Origin of the sequence: Undibacterium sp. (assembly GCF_030683615.1) — a bacterium.
Lineage (GTDB): Bacteria > Pseudomonadota > Gammaproteobacteria > Burkholderiales > Burkholderiaceae_D > Undibacterium > Undibacterium umbellatum.
This window is the reverse complement of the sequence record NZ_JAUXQE010000022.1, coordinates 25,007-42,738: the sequence shown is the minus strand read 5'-3', so window position 1 is coordinate 42,738 and position 17,732 is coordinate 25,007. Positions and strand designations below refer to the sequence as shown.

General features: G+C 52.0%; 13 protein-coding genes. 1 reads left to right on the top strand and 12 read right to left on the bottom strand.

Annotated features, from left to right (window positions below):
• Nucleotides 1-5: 5 nt before the first annotated feature.
• From Q8K39_RS11780 to Q8K39_RS11740, 9 genes are all read right to left on the bottom strand, one after another.
• Complete coding sequence (locus tag Q8K39_RS11780; protein WP_305260390.1) at nucleotides 6-1,247, bottom strand: type II toxin-antitoxin system HipA family toxin; 1,242 nt, start codon at nucleotides 1,245-1,247, stop codon at nucleotides 6-8.
• Complete coding sequence (locus tag Q8K39_RS11775; RefSeq protein WP_305260388.1) at nucleotides 1,244-1,561, bottom strand: helix-turn-helix domain-containing protein; 318 nt, start codon at nucleotides 1,559-1,561, stop codon at nucleotides 1,244-1,246. The genes Q8K39_RS11780 and Q8K39_RS11775 overlap by 4 nt, the downstream gene beginning before the upstream one ends.
• 179 nt (nucleotides 1,562-1,740) lie before the next feature.
• Nucleotides 1,741-3,099 (bottom strand): sugar MFS transporter, encoded by a 1,359-nt coding sequence (locus Q8K39_RS11770; protein ID WP_305260386.1) that lies wholly within the window; start codon nucleotides 3,097-3,099, stop codon nucleotides 1,741-1,743.
• Nucleotides 3,100-3,268: 169 nt separating this feature from the next.
• Nucleotides 3,269-5,875, bottom strand: a complete 2,607-nt coding sequence (locus tag Q8K39_RS11765) for a TonB-dependent receptor (protein ID WP_305260384.1) — start codon at nucleotides 5,873-5,875, stop codon at nucleotides 3,269-3,271.
• Nucleotides 5,876-6,092: 217 nt separating this feature from the next.
• The gene (locus tag Q8K39_RS11760) at nucleotides 6,093-7,313 is read right to left on the bottom strand and encodes an ABC transporter substrate-binding protein (protein ID WP_305260933.1); all 1,221 of its coding nucleotides are present in this window, start codon (nucleotides 7,311-7,313) and stop codon (nucleotides 6,093-6,095) included.
• 424 nt (nucleotides 7,314-7,737) lie between these two features.
• Nucleotides 7,738-9,186: an ATP-binding protein gene (locus Q8K39_RS11755; RefSeq protein WP_305260383.1), complete on the bottom strand. Its 1,449-nt coding sequence runs from the start codon at nucleotides 9,184-9,186 to the stop codon at nucleotides 7,738-7,740.
• A gap of 10 nt (nucleotides 9,187-9,196) precedes the next feature.
• Nucleotides 9,197-9,913, bottom strand: a complete 717-nt coding sequence (locus tag Q8K39_RS11750) for a response regulator (RefSeq protein ID WP_305260381.1) — start codon at nucleotides 9,911-9,913, stop codon at nucleotides 9,197-9,199.
• A gap of 18 nt (nucleotides 9,914-9,931) precedes the next feature.
• Complete coding sequence (locus Q8K39_RS11745) at nucleotides 9,932-11,257, bottom strand: ABC transporter substrate-binding protein (protein ID WP_305260379.1); 1,326 nt, start codon at nucleotides 11,255-11,257, stop codon at nucleotides 9,932-9,934.
• A 379-nt stretch (nucleotides 11,258-11,636) separates the two neighbouring features.
• Nucleotides 11,637-13,133 carry a glycine betaine ABC transporter substrate-binding protein gene (locus Q8K39_RS11740; RefSeq protein ID WP_305260377.1) on the bottom strand — a complete coding sequence of 499 codons (1,497 nt, stop codon included), beginning with the start codon at nucleotides 13,131-13,133 and terminating at the stop codon, nucleotides 11,637-11,639.
• Between the two features lie 414 nt (nucleotides 13,134-13,547).
• Between Q8K39_RS11740 and Q8K39_RS11735 the strand changes: the two genes are divergently transcribed.
• Complete coding sequence (locus Q8K39_RS11735; RefSeq protein ID WP_186957161.1) at nucleotides 13,548-14,405, top strand: dienelactone hydrolase family protein; 858 nt, start codon at nucleotides 13,548-13,550, stop codon at nucleotides 14,403-14,405.
• Between the two features lie 54 nt (nucleotides 14,406-14,459).
• Here the strand turns inward: Q8K39_RS11735 and Q8K39_RS11730 are convergent, their stop codons facing one another.
• From Q8K39_RS11730 to Q8K39_RS11720, 3 genes are all read right to left on the bottom strand, one after another.
• Complete coding sequence (locus Q8K39_RS11730) at nucleotides 14,460-15,623, bottom strand: glycerophosphodiester phosphodiesterase (RefSeq protein WP_305260374.1); 1,164 nt, start codon at nucleotides 15,621-15,623, stop codon at nucleotides 14,460-14,462.
• A 241-nt stretch (nucleotides 15,624-15,864) separates the two neighbouring features.
• Nucleotides 15,865-16,929, bottom strand: a complete 1,065-nt coding sequence (locus tag Q8K39_RS11725; RefSeq protein WP_186957159.1) for an alkene reductase — start codon at nucleotides 16,927-16,929, stop codon at nucleotides 15,865-15,867.
• Nucleotides 16,930-17,140: 211 nt separating this feature from the next.
• Nucleotides 17,141-17,728, bottom strand: a complete 588-nt coding sequence (locus Q8K39_RS11720) for a TetR/AcrR family transcriptional regulator (protein ID WP_305260371.1) — start codon at nucleotides 17,726-17,728, stop codon at nucleotides 17,141-17,143.
• Nucleotides 17,729-17,732: the final 4 nt, after the last annotated feature.

Below are 17,732 nucleotides of genomic sequence, written 5' to 3'. Positions count from 1 at the left end.
CTATACTAGTAGTATAAATTTGACCTATTCGCCTCAATGACTTTGCCCACTATCGTCAACGTCTTTTTCGAGATAGGCAGATCCTGCGCTGCGCTCTTGAAGTCAACACCTGTAATTAACTCCAGCATCTCATCAATAATATTCTGCGCTTCTTTTTCTTTCATCCCACTGTCTTGCGCAACTTTCAGGATATGTGCCCGCGTTGGTGATTTGCCTTCGCCAGCTATGTCCATGAAATGCTCGCCGCGATAACCAGCGCAATAGGTCAGGTCATATGGCGGGGCGAGTTCCCATTCATTGTTTTTGTTGAGCAGGTAGGACAGGTTTTTGGCATGGTCGTCGCGATTGTTCATCAGTACGTTGAAAACGCAGCGTTGTAATGCTTTTTTTAATTCTCGTGCATCCCTTGTCAGTCTGCGGGTTGCGCGCATGAATTCGCTGTAACCTAAACTTGGTGTTTGAAAGTGGACGTGCAACATGCCTGCGAGCGAGTGGACGTGAATGCGCTGCTCCTTATCTCGGTCAAAACGTTTTGTGCCAAATGCTGTCATGCCGTCTGGCAATTCAAAGAATTGTGTGTCGCCCATGCCCAAGCCGCATTTGCGTGCCAGCCGGGCATACAGTTCTTCCAGTGCGCAGCTATCGCTGGCGTCTTCTTTTGCAGGGAACTTGATGAGCCAGGATTCTGCATCTGGCATATATTCAGTGCTCATTTTCCCGGTTGCTGGTTGGTAGTAAACCAGCGCCTTGGGGCGTGCACCGCCGGGGGAGCCGCCTGCCTTGGCCAGTTCATCAAGGACTTCGTGGCTATCGTCTGCCAGCAATGCCCGCACTTCTTTTGCGAGTTCTATTAATGCTAGGTCGGTGACTGCCAGATGGGTCTCGGTGCCGGGTTCATAGGTAAAAGCACCCATGGTGTTATCACCAAGATAGGCGAGCATGTCTAGTACAGAGACAGTGTCGGTATCGATGCCTTTGGCTTTCATGCGGCGTTTCATCAACTGTAAACCCCAACTGTCCGGCAAGGAGTCGTAGACTAATCCCGGCACCCGCATGATGGGCAGGTAATCGGTCTGTTTGTCAGGGTAGGCATTTGGACGCAGTGGCAGGCGTATGGGGGATAGATCCAGGCCACGTGCGAGTGCAACAGGCGAATACTGGAACAAGATATCGCGGCCATCGTCGGCCAGTGTTCCCATCCAAAGGGATACGCCATGCGCGTTATAGTTGACCTTGAGTTCTTTCATGACGGGCTTTTGGTTTTGCGATATGCCCGCTGCCTGGCTTGTACGGCAGACTTTGCCCGCATGTCTTCTATGGTATTGGTTTGCGGCACCAGGACCGTCTGTAAATCTGGCGTGGCATTCAGTGACTCAAGTATGCGGACAAAGTTGGCCAGTGTGCATTTGCCAGTACGTTCAAAGCTGCTGACAGTTTGTGCCGAGATGCCTGTGCGTTGCGCCAGTTCTTCTATGCTGATGTTCAACAGCAAGCGCCGCTCACGTGTTCTTTCGCCGAGTGTCAGGCAAATTTCATCAGGCAGTAGTAAAGAGAAATCCATTGGTTTTATATAGATTAGGCTTAGATAATCTAACTTTCCAATAGAATTATACTGGTTATGATGCTGGCGTTGGCTTAATTTTTGAGCAAATTACTCTGCAAAATGTTGCTTCTTGATTAATCCTCACCCTCACTGTTACAAGGATGAGGCATTGACTCAATGTGAATCGGGCAAGCAACTCACCCCGCCTGATCCACCCTCTCCAGATGTCCTGCACCGGCCCCCCAGCTCCTGAGCTTATGCCCCTTTACCGCATAAAAGAAAATCATCAGATAACAAGGCAGCATGACCCAGTAGGCGGTTTGGGGATTGCCTGTGTCGGAGAATTTTCCGTATAGCATCGGCAGCAGTGCGCCGCCGGCGATGCCCATGATGAGCAGGGCAGAACCGGCTGCGGTGTATTTGCCCAGGCCTTGCAGGGCCAGTGGCCAGATGGAGGGCCAGACCAGGGCGTTGGCGAGGCCCAGCAGGGCGAGGAAGAATACCGTGTTGGGTACAACGGGTACGCCAGCCCAGGCGATGATTGCCTGTGCAATACTGGTGTCGGTGGCGGAGCTGGTGGCGACGCCGACGGTGAACAGCAGGCCGCTGATGGCGGAGAACAGCAGGGCAGTTTTTTGTGTCATCAGCTTGGGGATGGTGGTGGCACCAAGGATGTAGCCTATGACCATGAAACCCATGGTGTAGGAAGTCAGCACGGCATAGTTGTTGACACCCAGGTTGTGGCCATACAGGCCTATGGTGTCACCAGCGATGACTTCGACGCCAACATAGGCAAACAGTGAAAGCGCACCCAGCACCAGTTGCGGGTATTGCAGCACGCCCCATCTGGTGACTTCTGGCTGGTTCTTTTCCTCATCTGCCCGCAATTCTGGCAGTGAAGAAAAATGCACGATGCCCATCACCACCAGCAAGCCGCCCGCCATGATGGCATAGGGACAAACCAGGCGCGATGACAGTTCAGAGCGCAAGGCGAGGCGGCCAGCATGATCAAGCGCTGCCAGTGCCGTGTCAGAATACTGCTCCATGCCGGACAAAATCAGGGCAGAAAACACCAGTGGCACGACGATGCCCGCGCCCTTGTTGAACAAACCCATGATGCTGATACGCATGGCAGCGCTCTCGCGTGAGCCTATGCAAACGATGTAGGGGTTGATGGCTGTCTGCATCAGTGTCATGCCGGTGGCCAGGGTGAACAGGGCCAGCAGGAACAAGCCGTAGTAGCTGGACTTGGCTGCCGGGATAAACAGCAATGCCCCCACCGCCATGATGCCCAGGCCGAGGGTCATGCCGTTCTTGTAGCCGGTGCGGCTGAGTATGGCTGCCGAGGGCAGGGCCATGACGGTATAGGCGATGTAAAACGCAAACGTCACCCACAACGCCTGGAAGTTATTCAGGTCGCAGACTATTTTCAGGAAAGGGATGAGTGAGCCATTGAGCCAGGTGGCAAAACCCAGGATAAAAAACAAGAGGCTGATAAAGAACATGGCGATGACCACGTCCTTTGTTGATCCTGACGCTTGATCATTGTTATTCATGAGGTGTTCCAGACGTATTTAAAGTGGTCACTTGATCTTGAGCTGTAACAAGTACTTTTTGATCGTGCAAAAAAAGCCTCCCCTGCTGCTTATGTGGGGAGGCTCTTCTGGCGCTCTTCGCATGGTGAGCTGAATCACTTCAGATCACTTTGGTGCAGATGAGCAAAGATCAGAACTTGGCTCTGACGCCTACGCTGTAACGAGCGCCGTTTTCATACACGCCTACTGGCAAACCATCGGTAGTATTGGTGCGGATGACAGAGTTGGTCAGGTTCACGCCAGAGGCAAACAGGCTGATTTTTGGTGTGATGTCCCAGTTGGCCGTGGCGTCCCACTGGCCATAGGCGCTGGTGACATCCTGGCCACCTTCATTCAGGCCACCGTAAGATTTGGAGCGGTAGTTATATGAAAGGCGGAAGCTGATGCCGTTCTTTTCATAGTAACCACTGGCGTTCAACTGGTTGCGTGAATTGCCTATGACATTCAGTTTCTGGCCGCCAGCAATCGAACCCGCCTTGGCATCAGTGAAGGTGTAGTTCACGATGGCGCCAAAGCCATTGCCAAATGCCTGTTGCCATTGCAGTTCCAGACCATTGATGACGGCACCGTTGTCGGCATTGTGCGGACGTGTTACCGGGCGGGTTACACCGCCAACATTTTCTTGTGCTGTCGAGGTGTAGATAAAGGTATCCAGGCGCTTGGTGAACAAGGTGGCAGACAACAACGATGCATCAGAAAAATACCATTCTGCACCTATCTCGGCCTGGTCCGCATGGTAAGGTTTCAGCAAGGGATTACCAGCAGTGGCTGCATTGGTGGTGCCGCTGACTTCGGTGCTGGCGCTGAGGTCGCTGTAAGTGTTGCGTGCCATCACGCGGGCTACTGCGCCACGCAGTATGAGGTCTTTGCGCAAGTCATATACGACGTTCAGGCTGGGCAAGACATCATTGTAAGTACGTGTCGTGCTGCCGATGACGTAGTTGCCCTTGCCTGTCAGGTCTTGATAGGCTTCAGATGTTTGCTCAGTCTTGACCAGGCGTACACCAAAGTCGCCGCGCCATTTATCCAGTGCATAGTCGGCCTTGACATAGGCGGCGGTGATTTTTTCCTTGATCTTGTAATACTCGCCCTTGGCTTCTTTATAGACCATGCCCTTGTCATACATGGCAAAACCCTTGCTGGCGGCCAGGCTGTCGTTTACCCATGCATATTGAGTCAAGGAACCGGCGGTTGCAGCCGCCTGGCTCAGCAATGGTGACGGGCCAGTCGATAAATCAGCCAGGCTGAAAGCCTGCCAGCCAGGACTGCCAGGGCCTACTGTGCCTATGGTGCGGTGGTTTTGCACAGTGTTGTCACGGTATTTCAAACCAAACTTGATGTCCTTGATGAAGGAGCCAGTCAGGTCCAGCGTCACGTCAGCCTGCGCATAATTTTCTTTGCTTTCCATCTTGCGTATCCAGTCACGCGCACCTTGCAGCGTGAGCTTGCTTGGGTCCAGCGGGCTCATGTCAAGATAGGTTACTTCATAGGTATTTGGTGCGGTATTGATCGTGGCGCGGGTATTGCCAGTGAACCAGAAATTGCGGTCATGTTTGCTGCCCCCCTCTGCCTCGGTGCTGCCAAGCTGTCCATGTACTTTCCAGCCATCACCTTCATAATTGCCTTCCAGATCCAGCACCTTGGATTTGATGTATGCTTCACGGTAGATAGGTTCAAACGAGACGCCCGTCGTCGGCCCTACAGTACCACCGACAAAAGCCTTGGTGCCGTCAGAGGTGGTGATGAAGCGTGGATTGGTGACACGGATAACATTATTGCCATCAGCCAGGCCACCTACTTGCCACAGGTAGTTCTGGTTATTATTGTCCATGCTCATATCTGAATTGATGTAATTCAGGGAGAGGTCGCTGTCACGGTTAGGTTTGATTTGCAGGGTGACATTGCCAGTCGTGCGCTCACGGTCCTGGCGGAAAATTGCTGAACCACCACCCCAGGATGCATAGGCATTGGGCGTGGCGACATTGTTTTGATCGATGATGGTGTACTTGGTGGAGTCAGTAAAATTCTCCAGGCCATCACGGCGCATGGTGCGTTTTTGCTTGCTCAGGGACAGCAGGATACCCAGCGTACCTTCATCATTTTTCCAGTTCACCAGGCCAGAGACTTGCGGGTCTGTCTTCTTGGGCAATTCAGAGTAAGTCGCTTCCAGCGAGAACTGTGCAGTCAAAGGGGTTTTGAATTGCAGGGGTTTGCGGGTCTTGACATTGACCAGGCCACCGATACTGCCTTCATCCAGATCTGCCGATGGGCTTTTGTAAACATCAAGGCTGCCGACCAGTTCAGATGGCAGGATGTCATAGTTAAAGCCACGGCTTTGCGAATCATTTTTCCACCAGTAGGCTGAGGCTACCGACTGGCCATTCAACTGTGTCATGTTGAGGCTTTTATCTGTGCCGCGTACAAAGATATCGCGGCCTTCACCCCAAGTGCGGTCAACAGAAATACCAGGTACACGTTGCAGGGAATCAGCAACGTTTTTATCCGGGAATTTACCCAGGTCTTCTGAGTTGACGCTGTCAACGATGTTTTGCGAATCGCGTTTTCCAGCCAGGTTTTTTTTCAGTGTATCGCGTATGCCTCGCACTTCGACTACTTGTGAGCCAGGTGCGCCAGCGGGTGTTTCGTCTGCCGCGTACACCACATTAAATGCGCTTGTACCAAGGACGATGGCGATCAGTTGCGGTAACAGTTTTTTCTTGAATACGGGTTTGTTCATGTAAGTCTCCTTCAGTTAGTTTTACTCATAGGTATCACATCTTTTTTTATTGCAGCAACTTGACCTCACCAGAGAATGCCACGGGCGGGGTAAAAAACTTTCTTCTCAACTCTTTTTAATCCTGGCCTTTTTTCTTGCTGCAAACAGCAAGAAAAAAATGCCGACGCCGCACTAAGCGTCGGCAAAAATAGTCATACTTCTTGGGGGAGGTATGATCTCAGCGCTTGAGCCTGTACACACTTTCAAAACTGTTCTGTATCTTTGTTGCTGCTTCCTTGCCTGTGATCGTGCCATTCAAGAGATCGGCATTCACGTTCCATAATTCCTGTTCCATGCTGGGCTGGCCGCGGTTCAGTATCTGTGCGTTGACACGGATGCTGGATTCACAAGTGGTGCGCCATTCCATCATTTGCTTGCCTATGGGGTCACGTACTGCGATCAAATGATTCGACAGCGAAAAAAATCCGGTGACGCGGTTGGTATACAAGTCGGCAAATTCTTGCGAACCCAGCCATTCAAGAAACTTGTAGGCATCCTCTTTATTGCGGGACTTTTTGTTGATACCTATGCCTATATCCATGTGATCGAGGATGTAGCACTTGTCACCAGTTGCGCGCACGGGTGGTGCAAACACACCAAAATCCAACCCTTGCACCTGATTGAAGTAAGAGATATCCCAGGACCCAACCGGATAAACCGCCGCCTTGCCAGAGGCGAATTGATGCTGGCTGTCGCTATAGGTTTGCGTGCTGGCTGTGCTGGGCAAATACGAGCCCAGCTTGGCGGCATAATCAAAGGCGGCCACATACTGTGCATCAGTAAATTTTGCCTTGCCAGCGATAAGCGCCTTGCGGCCTGTTTCACCATGCCAGTAGTTGGGTCCTATGCTGGTGAACAGGGTTTGCGTGGCTTCCCATTTTTCTGCCGTGCCCAATGCTAGCGGAACATAGCTGCCATTCTTTTTCACTGCATCCAGCACGGTCAAGAATTCAGCCTGGTTTTTTGGTGCTTGCAGATTGAGTTTCTTGAAGATTTTTTTGTTGTACAAAAAACCGTGAATGACAGATGCCACAGGCATGCAAAAAGTCGCTTTCGCATCATCAGTCTGCCAGGCCAGCAAGGCAGTGGCTTCAAAATGCTCCATGCCTGGCTTGCCATCGAGTTTGTCCAGAAAGCCTTTGTTATACAAGGTCTGCGATACATCGAAAGGGCGGCAGGCGACCAGGTCGCCTGCTGTACCACTGCTAAAACGTGTCAGCAGTGTGCCGTCATATTCTGTTGGCGTAGTGGGCGTGAAACGGACATCGATGCCAGAGTGGCGTTTGGTAAATGCGGGTATCAGGACTGTTTCCCACAAGGCTTTGTCATCCACGCGCCAGCTCTCCAGGACGAGCGTGCCAGCATTGGCTGTGCTCATCATGGCGGTGGCGCATAACATGGCGATGTGGGGGATGCGGTTCAAGAGAAACCCTGTTCAGAATAGTTATCCGGCTAAACCAATCGATATAAATGAATTACCTGAAACTGATACTAGCAACCTGATGAATGTAATGCCACTTGCCTATCTGTTGAGGTCGGATTTTTATAAGTGATTGATTCATTGAGGATTTGTGTGAGCAGCTCAGGTGAGCAGCTTACAAATCCTTACCCGGTTTTGACACTGGTATTGTTGCTTGCTGGGATGTGGACGATTTGCAGATGTGTGGATACCTAAGCTGGTAAAACTTAACTTAAGAATTCCTTACAAAACTTTACAAAAGTCCAGATTCAGGTGTTGTGAATTGCGCAGACGAGTGTCCGCCTGTCTTTTAAAGACAAGCTGAGGCAGGAAGAAAATGCTGAGATGCTAGTGATATGCCTGCTCAGGCATTCGCCGCGCCTGGCAAAGTGATGGTGGCCTTCAGCCCGCCTTCTAGATGGTTTTCCAGCGCCAATGTGCCGCCATGGGCCTGGATGACGCTGCGGGCTATGCCCAGACCCAGGCCCATGCCAGTTTCATTCTGGCTCCGGCCATGCACCAGGCGTACATAGGGATCAAACAAACTTGGCAAGGCGTCTTCCGGCACACCGGGGCCATGATCGCGTACCTGTATGACGACAGTATCCGCAGTAGCGTGAACGCTGATTTCAGCCCGTTCGCCATAGTAGAGGGCATTGTCCAGCAGATTTCCTATTGCACGTTTTAGCGCTAATGGCTTGCCATAGACGGTCACGCCTGAATCAGTAAATGCCACATTATGCTTGGCCAGATAGGCACTGCGCACCAGTCTGCGTATCAGTGGATCGAGTCTGACTTCGGTAGGGTTTTCATGGATGTCGCTATCTTTTACGCATTGCAATGCGCCCTTGACCATCATGTCAAGATCATCCAGGTCTTCTTCAAATTCACCACGCAAGACATCATCATCAAGCAATTCTGAACGCAGCTTGAGACGCGTGATGGGCGTGCGCAAATCGTGTGAGATGGAAATGAACAGGCGCTCGCGGTCTTCGATATAGCTCTGTATGCGCTGGCGCATGGCACTGAAGGCGCGGGCGGTGTTGATGAATTCCTGGCTGCCAGTCTCTGGCAAGTCTGGCACCTGCTCACCCTTGCCAAAGGCAGCTGCGGCATCCGATAAAGCCGCCAGTGGGCGCGTGATCCAGCGTACCACCATGATGGACAGCAGTAATACCGCTGCCAGTGACAGGCCCTGCAAAACCAGGCGGTCAAAGGACAGGGGATCATTGCCCTTCAAAAAATAAGGGTTGGGCATCAGTGCCGCCAGGTATAACCAGTTACCCGGTTCCAGCTCGGTCTGTATCACCAGTACCGGGGCGGGTACTGGCTTGATGAGCAAGATATGCTGCACCCAGCTTTCAGGCAAATCGGTGATGCGGGTGCCTTCGACAGATGTGGTCAGTTGATCTGGCCAGGCAAAGGCGACTTTGAATTCAGGATACTGCGGCAAGTCAGTTTTTAGGGTGTAACCGACCTTGCCCAGCACCGTATGCGCCAGCGCCTGTGATGCTATTTCTGTGATGGGTACATAGGCATTATTCGCCTGTACAAAAAAACGCGTGCCACCCATCTCGCGGAATTGCTGTATCAACACGGTGCGGTAATTTGGCGGCAGGCTGCGGAAGAAGCGTATCGCGCTGGAAGCACTGTGCGCCAGGTATTGCGCTGCCGTGCTCGCTTCTATCTCGGCCTTGGCACGTTGCTGAGTGGTCCAGATGGCGCTGCCCACCAGTTGCGTGAGCAGTACACCGCAGACCATGACCAGCGACAAACGGCCCAGCAGTGATTGTGGCAGCCAACGCCTGAGCATGATGTCAGATTCAGGCACTTGCCACGCTCACATCGGCGGAAAACACATAACCCGCCCCGCGCACGGTCTTGATCAGGGTCGGTTGTTTGCTATCATCTTTGAGCAGCAGGCGCAGGCGGCTGATCTGTACATCGAGTGAGCGGTCCAGCGGGCCTGCGTCGCGGCCACGGGTTTCTTCTGACAGTACATTGCGGTCCAGCACATCGCCAGGGTGCTCAACGAAATATTTCAGCAATTGATAATCCAGTCCCGTCAGTGCCACCAGTTCACCGGTATTGTCGGTGACCTTGCGCTCCACCAGGTCCAGCGTGAAACCCAGGAAGCGGTAATAGCGTGGTGCCGTCGGCACATCGGCAGAGCCAGTACGCCGCAAGATAGCCTTGATGCGCGCCAGCAGTTCACGCGGGTTATAGGGCTTGGCGATATAGTCATCGGCACCAAGCTCCAGCCCGACGATACGGTCAGTGTCGTCTGAACTGGCCGTCAGCATGATGATGGGTATATTGGATTTTTGCCGCACTACCTTGCACAGGGCAAAGCCATCGGTATCGGGCAACATGACATCGAGTATCACCAGCGACAACTGGTTCATCTGGCTGTTGAACTCGGCCACGAAGCTCTCGCCATTGTGCGAGAGGATGACTTCATACTGATTTTTTTCCAGATAGGTTTTCAGTAACACCCGGGTCTTCTGGTCATCGTCGACTATCAGTATTTTGCGCGTCATCTTTATCTGCCTCACATTTTATGGAGTTTGTTTTTTATTATTGCTAAATGTCTTGTACATCGCCATCAGCCTGGCCTGGGTGTCGGCGGGGCTTAGCGTGGCATCGATAAAGTATCTGTGTATGACGGCGATGATGGCATCCTTGCTGGTCTCGTCAGTAGCCATGCGGTGCACCAGGCTGGGGGCTTGCGTAGCTGTACCCTGGGCAAAGGTTGTCCATGAGGCACGGGCACAGCTATCCATACGCGCAGGGTCTGCATCGCGCCTTACTGATACTGAACCTTTGACGGCATTGTAGTCAGCTTGCACGGTTGGCGTGGCGACCAGGCGGGCCAATTTCTCTTGTGCGGCGATACGCGAATAATCATTGGTGAACATCGAAAAGGTATCGACACTATACAAATGGTATTTGCCTGTGCCCGGCATGGCCGCGCAGGAGAAAGTTTCGTCAGTGGCAAAACCTCCATCATTGAGCTCACCCTTGACCCAGTCGCCAGTGATCATCATTGCTGCTTCGTTTTTTGAAAACTGCTTCACCACTTCTGTCCAGGGCCGCTCATCGACAGGATTATTCATCCAGCCTTTCATCTGGCGCAAGCGTTCCAGCGCATGGGAAAAACGCTTGTCCATCACGGCCTGGGCATTTTGTTTGACGAATAATTCGCGGTGGTATTCAGGCCCGCCTTCAGCCAATATCAGGTTTTCAAACAGGGTGGCAACTTGCCAGGGTTCGCTGCTTTGTGCCAGTGGTATCACGCCTGCGGCTTTCAGCCTGGTTGCAACCGCGACCAGCTCATCCCAGTTTTCTGGTGCTGACAGTTTCAGCGTGGTGAATATTTTCTTGTTATAAAACAGGGTGTTAATGCGGTGTATGCCCAGCGGCGCTGCCACCACATGTTTGCGGTGCTGTATCAGGTTTTGTATGGTCGGGAAGAAACTGGTATTCCATTTATTGACTACCGCAACCTTATCCAGTTCCAGCAGGAAACCCAGGTCTGCCCATTCGCGTATAGAGACACCAATAATTTGCGTGACCTCGGGTGCATCATTGGCCAGTACGCGGCTCTTCAATACCTTGCCCGCACCTATGCCTGCACCACCAGGGATGCCAGCATCACGCCAGGTGATACCTTCGTCTGCCATGCGAGCCGCCAGCAGGCTTGCTGCCTTGCGTTCGCTGGCAGAAGTCCACCAGTGCAAGACTTGCAACGTGCTATCGGGTTGCGGTGTGGCTGCATGAACTTTGACTGTGCAAAACGCCACGCACAAAACCCCAAGCACCGTCGCCCTGGCAAAGCGCCAGGCTGGTGGTGATGCAGCGAGATGATGGGTGGGCGAAATCAAAAGAGCTTTTCCGGGCAGGTTATTGCAGCAGGGAAATCAGGTTTTCAGGCTTGATCAGGAAGATCGAACCGGATGCATATTACCAAAGGGGGCTGCTTTCTGGTAGGCATTGTTCTGCGGGCTTACGCAAAACCGCCCCAGCTGCGTTGCAGCTCCCTAAGTTTTACCGTTGTACTAAAGTACTGTCTTCGTCGCTACGGTGTAGTCGGGGTTTCAGACAATACATTGTCTGCCGACGGAAAGAACCTCCCTTGCCAGGGAGGTTTCCTTGGCGATAGCCTTGCTGGGACAATTTTGCGTAAGCCCTTTTTTGTGACACAGAATCTCGCGGAGTTGTTGTTTTCAAGAGATAAACAACACTCAAATCATATATGCGTTTTTAATCCCTTCTTCTAACTACCACCCTCTCCAATAAATCAAAACCCCATTGTGTCAACAAAGCCAAAGCCGCGGCAGGTATGGCACCTGCCAGCAGCATCTGGTTGTCATTCAAGGCCAGGCCTATGGTGATGCGTTCACCGTAACCGCCTGCGCCGATGAAGGCGGCGATGGTTGCCGTGCCCACGCTCATGACTGCTGCCGTTTTAACGCCAGCCAAAATCATGGGAAGGGCCAGAGGCAAGTCTATATTCAACAAGCGCTCACGCGATGGCAGACCCAGTGCCAGTGCCGCCAGGCGTAATCCGGCAGGTACTTGCACCAAGCCGACGCAGGTATTGCGAACGATGGGCAGCAAGGCATATAGCGACAAAGTGATCAGGGCGGGGACAAAACCTATCCTGCCGAGCACAGGTATCAGCATCGCCAGCAAGGCCAGAGAAGGGATGGTTTGCAAGATGCCGACAGTAGCCATGACCACTTCACGCAAACGTGGTGCAAAGGCGGCAATGATGCCCAGTGGTATACCGACCAGGCAAGCCAGTGCAACCGAGAGCAATACCAGTGTCAGATGCTGCCAGGTCAGCTTCAAAAAATCTGCGCCAAATAATTTGGACATGAAACCTGCTCGTTCAACGCTTGCCGGTGACTTTGCCACAAATTGCTGCGCCGCCTGGGCAAAGCTCTGTCCGTCGATTTCTACCGCTGCATTCATCGCTATCATTTGCGCATTATCTATCTTGCCTTCCAGTTTCTGTATGGTTGCCCAGGCCTGTGGGAAGCGTGCTGGCACATCCAGTCGGTACAGCAAGACAGCATCATAACGCGGGAAATAATTTGCATCATCCACCAAGACGCGCAGACCCAATTGCTTGATCTTGGCATCGGTAGAATAGATATCGATGACATCTACTTGTCTTGCAGTCAGTGCTTCATAAGCGATGCCATGATCAAGCCCGCTCGCCTGTTGCGGCAAATGATAACGTTTGACAAGACCTGGCCAGCCGTCGGCACGACCCAGAAATTCATGGGAAAGGCCAAAGCGCAAGCTGGGTTTTATCGCCAGATCGGTCAGTGATTTAATATCGGCAGCATCAGGTCGCATCGCCAGCGCATAGGTATTATTAAAACCCAGAGGCACAGCAACTCCGAGACCTTGTTTAGCCAGTTCAGCCTGCGTCTGCTGCATGCTGATTGCGCTCTCATGTTTTAAAATCTCGGTATTGATGGTACCCATGTATTCTGGATAGACATCGATACTGCCATTTTTTAATGCATTAAAGACGATGGCGGTATTGCCCAGCCCTTGCTGATGTAATGCAGGACTATGGGATGCCGCAGTTTGCGTAAGGATTTCTCCTAGCACATAGGATTCAGTAAAACGTTTGGAACCAACCTTGAGCGTATCAGCGGCCTGGGCCTGGGCTACAAAACTGTATAGCAATAGCAGTTTCAGAGCCAGGGACAAAAGGTATTGCAACCTGCACCAGATCAGCATGGGTTTGCGCTCCGCTAAATTGTGATCGACACTGCGATGGAATATTTCCCTTGTATTCTACATGCCGTTTGCAAATGTCCATTTCCACCCTGATTCTGGCTGAACTGCCGCTATTCTTGTTTTTGCTACAGACCTACACTGGAAACACCAGATTACCAAATAACACCTGAAGACCTCTCACCACAGAGGCACAGGGACACAGAGAAAGACAAGAGGAAAAAACCTCTGCTTAAACTGGTAACAGATCATTTCTCTCGCCTATGGCGAGTAGTACGTAATGAACGAGTTTTTCTCTGTAGTTGTCCTCTGTGACTCTGTGTCTCTGTGGTGAGGGGTTTTTGTATTCAGTAATCTGAAAGTGAATACATTATGGCAATGATGGCCAAGATGAAGTCAAACAAATCAGGAGTGCTCATGTCCAACGCAGGATCTACGTATATACCCATCAAGGAAGTCAAACAGGACATGCATGCTGACGACGCACTCAGTGACTTCAGCGCACGTGAAATCACGCTCAATGAAGTCAGCAAGCGTGTCTATGTCGCTGGCACAGGGCCTGCAGTTATCGTCATGACAGAAATGCCTGGTATCAGCCCGCATGTGGCACGCTTTGCACGCTGGGTGCGTGATGCCGGTTTTACCGTGTATATGCCTTCACTGTTTGGGCGTGATGGTGTGGTGGTATCGGCAGAAGAAGGCGCCGCCGTGTTCCAGAAAGCTTGCGTCAGTGCAGAATTCCGCGCCTTTGCGGGCAAGGGTTCCAGCCCGGTCACCTTATGGTTGAGGGCGCTGGCGAGGCTTGCGCATGAAGAATCTGGCGGTCCTGGTGTGGGTGCAATAGGCATGTGCTTCACTGGCAACTTTGCCCTGTCCATGATGCTGGAGCCATCAGTGCTCGCACCAGTGGTATCGCAGCCATCCTTGCCTATGGATGATCCAGCAGGCACGGGGATAGAAGCTGCTGACTTGCAAGCAGTGCGTCAGCGTCTGGAAGCAGAAGACCTGACAGTCTTGGCTTACCGTTTTGCAGGTGATGCATTTTGCCGCGCACAACGTTTCGCTGCATTTTCAGAAGCTTTAGGTGAGCGCTTCATCAGTAAGGTATTGCCAGATAGCGCCGCCAATCAGGATACTGCGCCTTTTTTTAGGCGCTATGTGATGACGCCGCATAGTGTGGTCACTGCTCACCTGATAGATGAGGCGGGCCAGCCAACCGTTGCTGCACGGGATGAAATACTGGCTTTCTTTGCGAGCCGCTTAAAGCAAGCGTAAACAAAAAATGCCTGGATCTGAATCCAGGCATTTGCGGTGATACTGTTTGCCAGCTTACTTCTTGAACGCTGTCACAGCAGCACGACCAACCGCAGGATCATCGGTAAAGAAACCATCAATCCCGGCTTTCAAATAAGCCGTTATTTCTGCAGTGGAATCACCACGCTGCGTCAGCGAAGTGGCATCACCCAGGCGCATGCTGACTGGCAGGAAAGGATTCTCTGGGCGCAGTGTCCAGGTATGGACTTTCAGACCAGCGGCGCGGGCATCAGTGATAAAGCTGGTGACTGGACCCAGTTCATTCTTGGCATCGCGCGGGATGATGACTTCCTTGTAGGGCGATACTGCATCTGCATACTGTGCGATTTCTTTCAAGCCTGCGGGCTTGACGAGATCTGCATAAGTGCGGCTGCTGCCTGCTGCGACAAAGTCATACGGCGCATTGCGTGGCGCGCCGTTGACAGGTGCATTCAATGGGTTATCGATCAATTGCACCAGGCGCATTTCTGTCATGCCGCGCAATTCTTTTAGATTCGCGACTTCAAAAGACTGGATGAACACCGCTGCATTTTTGCCCTTGTAGCCATTTGCTACCAGCACATCCACCAGGCGTTTTTCCAACGGCAGACCTATGGATTTGAAATAAGTGGGATGTTTGGTTTCAGGATAGATGCCGATGACGCGGTTCTTTTCCTTGGCCTGTTGCTTGACCAGGTCAATGACTTCTTGCAGGGTTGGTACTTCAAACTGGCCATCATAAGCCGTGTTGGCTGGGCGATTGGCCGGGATGCGTTCCTTGGCGCGCAGGGTTTTCAATTCTGCCAGCGTAAAATCTTCAGTGAACCAGCCAGTGACCGGGATGCCGTCTATGGTCTTGGTGGCTTTGCGGCCAGCGAATTGTGGCAGCGTGGATACATTGGTGGTGCCAGAAATTTCATTTTCATGGCGCGCAACCAGTACACCATCCTTGGTTGGCACGAGATCCGGCTCAACAATATCAGCACCGTCATCTATCGCTTTTTGATATGCGGCCAGCGTATGCTCAGGGCGCAGCGCAGACGCACCCCTGTGGCCTGTCACTGTCGGCACAGGTGGCCAGGACAAACCAGGGTTTTGCAAATCAACAGCCTCGTTGCTACTGCCGCCGCAGGCACTCAGGCTCATGCCTGCAAAGACGGCGCACAGCAAGTGCGCGGTGTTTTTTGATATATGTTTCATCAAAGTATTCCTCAAGATTCATTACAAGAAAATGAGGCCAGGCTAACTGGCCAGATATGCGTCATAGCCATCATGATGGCGATGGCAGAAATGTAAGGCTTAAGAGTTACCGGATGATGACTTGAGGAAATATCGGATGAGTTGATTATGTTGTTGAAGACTGGGCTAAAATGAAAAAAGGCCAACCAAAGCTGGTTGACCTTCTTTGCGGCTACATGCAGTGATTCACCAGCATTTTGTATTACGCAGCCTGCAGACTTGGGTAGTCGGTGTAACCTTTTGCGCCAGGCGTGTAGAAGGTAGCTGCATCAGGCGCATTCAAGGCGGCGCCTTGCTTGATGCGTGCAGGCAGGTCAGGATTAGCCAGGAAGCTGGTGCCAAAGGCCACGGCATCCAGCGCGGAGTTACTGATCGCTTGTGCAGCTTCGTCAGCGTTGTAACCCATATTGCCGATCAAGACACCTTTGTAATTGGCGCGTGCGACGGTCATGACATCACCAGTTTGCGCCTGGAAGAAGTCAGAACGCATCAAGTGCAGATACGCCAGATTGTATTCATTCAAACGCGTTGTCAGATAGGAGATCAAAGCTAGAGGATCGCTGTCTTTCATGCTGTTATAGCTGTTGATTGGTGACAGGCGCAGACCAACTTTATCGGAGCCAATTGCATCACTGACTGCAGTCAATACTTCAAACAAGAAGCGTGCGCGGTTTTCTATGGAACCACCATAGCTGTCAGTGCGCGTGTTGGCACTGTCACGCAGGAACTGGTCTATCAAATAGCCATTTGCACCATGTACTTCTACACCATCAAAGCCAGCAGCAATCGCATTTTTTGCACCTTGTGCATAAGCAGCGACCAAGGCAGGGATTTCATCCAGACGCAATTCGCGTGGCACTGCATTCGGGACTTTGCCGTCAGGCGTGTGGACTTCGCTGTCGATCGCTATGGCACTTGGGCCGACGTTTTCTACACCGTTGTTGAATGCTGGAACTGCAGCGCGGCCAGCGTGCCAGATCTGCATGAAGATTTTGCCGCCTTTGGCGTGTACAGCATCGGTCACAACTTTCCAAGCTGCGATTTGCTCGGCATTGTAGATGCCAGGTTCAGCGTAGAAAGCGGATGTATTTTCAGCCACCATCGTGCACTCAGTCACGATCAGGCCAGCTGTGGCGCGCTGGCTATAGTATTCCGCCATCAGGGCGTTAGGCATGTGACCCGCATCAGCACGTGCACGTGTCAAAGGGGCCATCAGGATGCGGTTAGCGAGAGAGACAGAACCGGTTTGCAGAGGATTGAATAGCATTTCTTAATTCCTTTATTTGGGCGATAGGAGCGAGTGTACAGCGTTTGGGGCAGCAAAAAAAACTGGAAAAACTTAAGCCTGGTAAGCAAATTCAGCACTCCATATGTAGCTGACTCAGGGTACTTCAAGATAAAAATTAGACTGGTCGTCTAGAAAAAACTTGTTGCAATAAATGCCTTGTGATCATGTTGGTACGAAAAAGTATTGCGTTTTACAACTTGAGCATCTTGCGGGTAGCCAACATCGCACTTTCCAGCGCACTCATGTCACGCCGCATCTTGGTCAGCAAGGTGGCACCCAACCACATCTGGTACAGAGTCAGTGCGCAATGGTCTGCATCCAGATCCGCAGGCAATGAACCATCAACGATACCTTCGCGCATGCAATCTGCCAGCCTGGCGATTATACTGTCAGTGCCGTTTTGCAAGGCCAGGCGCATCGCTTCAGACAAGTCTGATACTTCACCACCCAGCTTGGCCGCCAGACACTGGCATTGCACACCTTCACCCGGACGCTCCGGCAACCAGCCCTGCCAGTAACGCATGAGACGCGTGGCCGCCAGTACATCTGTGTTTTTTAATACGAGATCCACCGCAGCCAGGTAACCAGCAAAATAATCATCCAGCAAGGCTTCGCCAAACAATTCCTTGGATTTAAAATAATGATAGAACGAACCCTTGGGTACGGCTGCCGCCTTCAACACCTCATTCAGGCCGACCACGGAAAAGCCCTTGCCCAGAATAATGGGCTTGGCTGTATCGAGGATATGTTGCCTTACGTCAGTGCGCGGAGTATTCATAGCT

What these genes read in the sequence shown, in the direction of transcription:
- Q8K39_RS11780 (WP_305260390.1), bottom strand. Translation starts at nt 1,247, where the DNA reads ATGAAAGAACTCAAGGTCAACTATAACGCGCATGGCGTATCCCTTTGG.
- Q8K39_RS11775 (WP_305260388.1), bottom strand. Translation starts at nt 1,561, where the DNA reads ATGGATTTCTCTTTACTACTGCCTGATGAAATTTGCCTGACACTCGGC.
- Q8K39_RS11770 (WP_305260386.1), bottom strand. Translation starts at nt 3,099, where the DNA reads ATGAATAACAATGATCAAGCGTCAGGATCAACAAAGGACGTGGTCATC.
- Q8K39_RS11765 (WP_305260384.1), bottom strand. Translation starts at nt 5,875, where the DNA reads ATGAACAAACCCGTATTCAAGAAAAAACTGTTACCGCAACTGATCGCC.
- Q8K39_RS11760 (WP_305260933.1), bottom strand. Translation starts at nt 7,313, where the DNA reads ATGTTATGCGCCACCGCCATGATGAGCACAGCCAATGCTGGCACGCTC.
- Q8K39_RS11755 (WP_305260383.1), bottom strand. Translation starts at nt 9,186, where the DNA reads ATGCTCAGGCGTTGGCTGCCACAATCACTGCTGGGCCGTTTGTCGCTG.
- Q8K39_RS11750 (WP_305260381.1), bottom strand. Translation starts at nt 9,913, where the DNA reads ATGACGCGCAAAATACTGATAGTCGACGATGACCAGAAGACCCGGGTG.
- Q8K39_RS11740 (WP_305260377.1), bottom strand. Translation starts at nt 13,133, where the DNA reads ATGCTGATCTGGTGCAGGTTGCAATACCTTTTGTCCCTGGCTCTGAAA.
- Q8K39_RS11735 (WP_186957161.1), top strand. Translation starts at nt 13,548, where the DNA reads ATGTCCAACGCAGGATCTACGTATATACCCATCAAGGAAGTCAAACAG.
- Q8K39_RS11730 (WP_305260374.1), bottom strand. Translation starts at nt 15,623, where the DNA reads ATGAAACATATATCAAAAAACACCGCGCACTTGCTGTGCGCCGTCTTT.
- Q8K39_RS11725 (WP_186957159.1), bottom strand. Translation starts at nt 16,929, where the DNA reads ATGCTATTCAATCCTCTGCAAACCGGTTCTGTCTCTCTCGCTAACCGC.
- Q8K39_RS11720 (WP_305260371.1), bottom strand. Translation starts at nt 17,728, where the DNA reads ATGAATACTCCGCGCACTGACGTAAGGCAACATATCCTCGATACAGCC.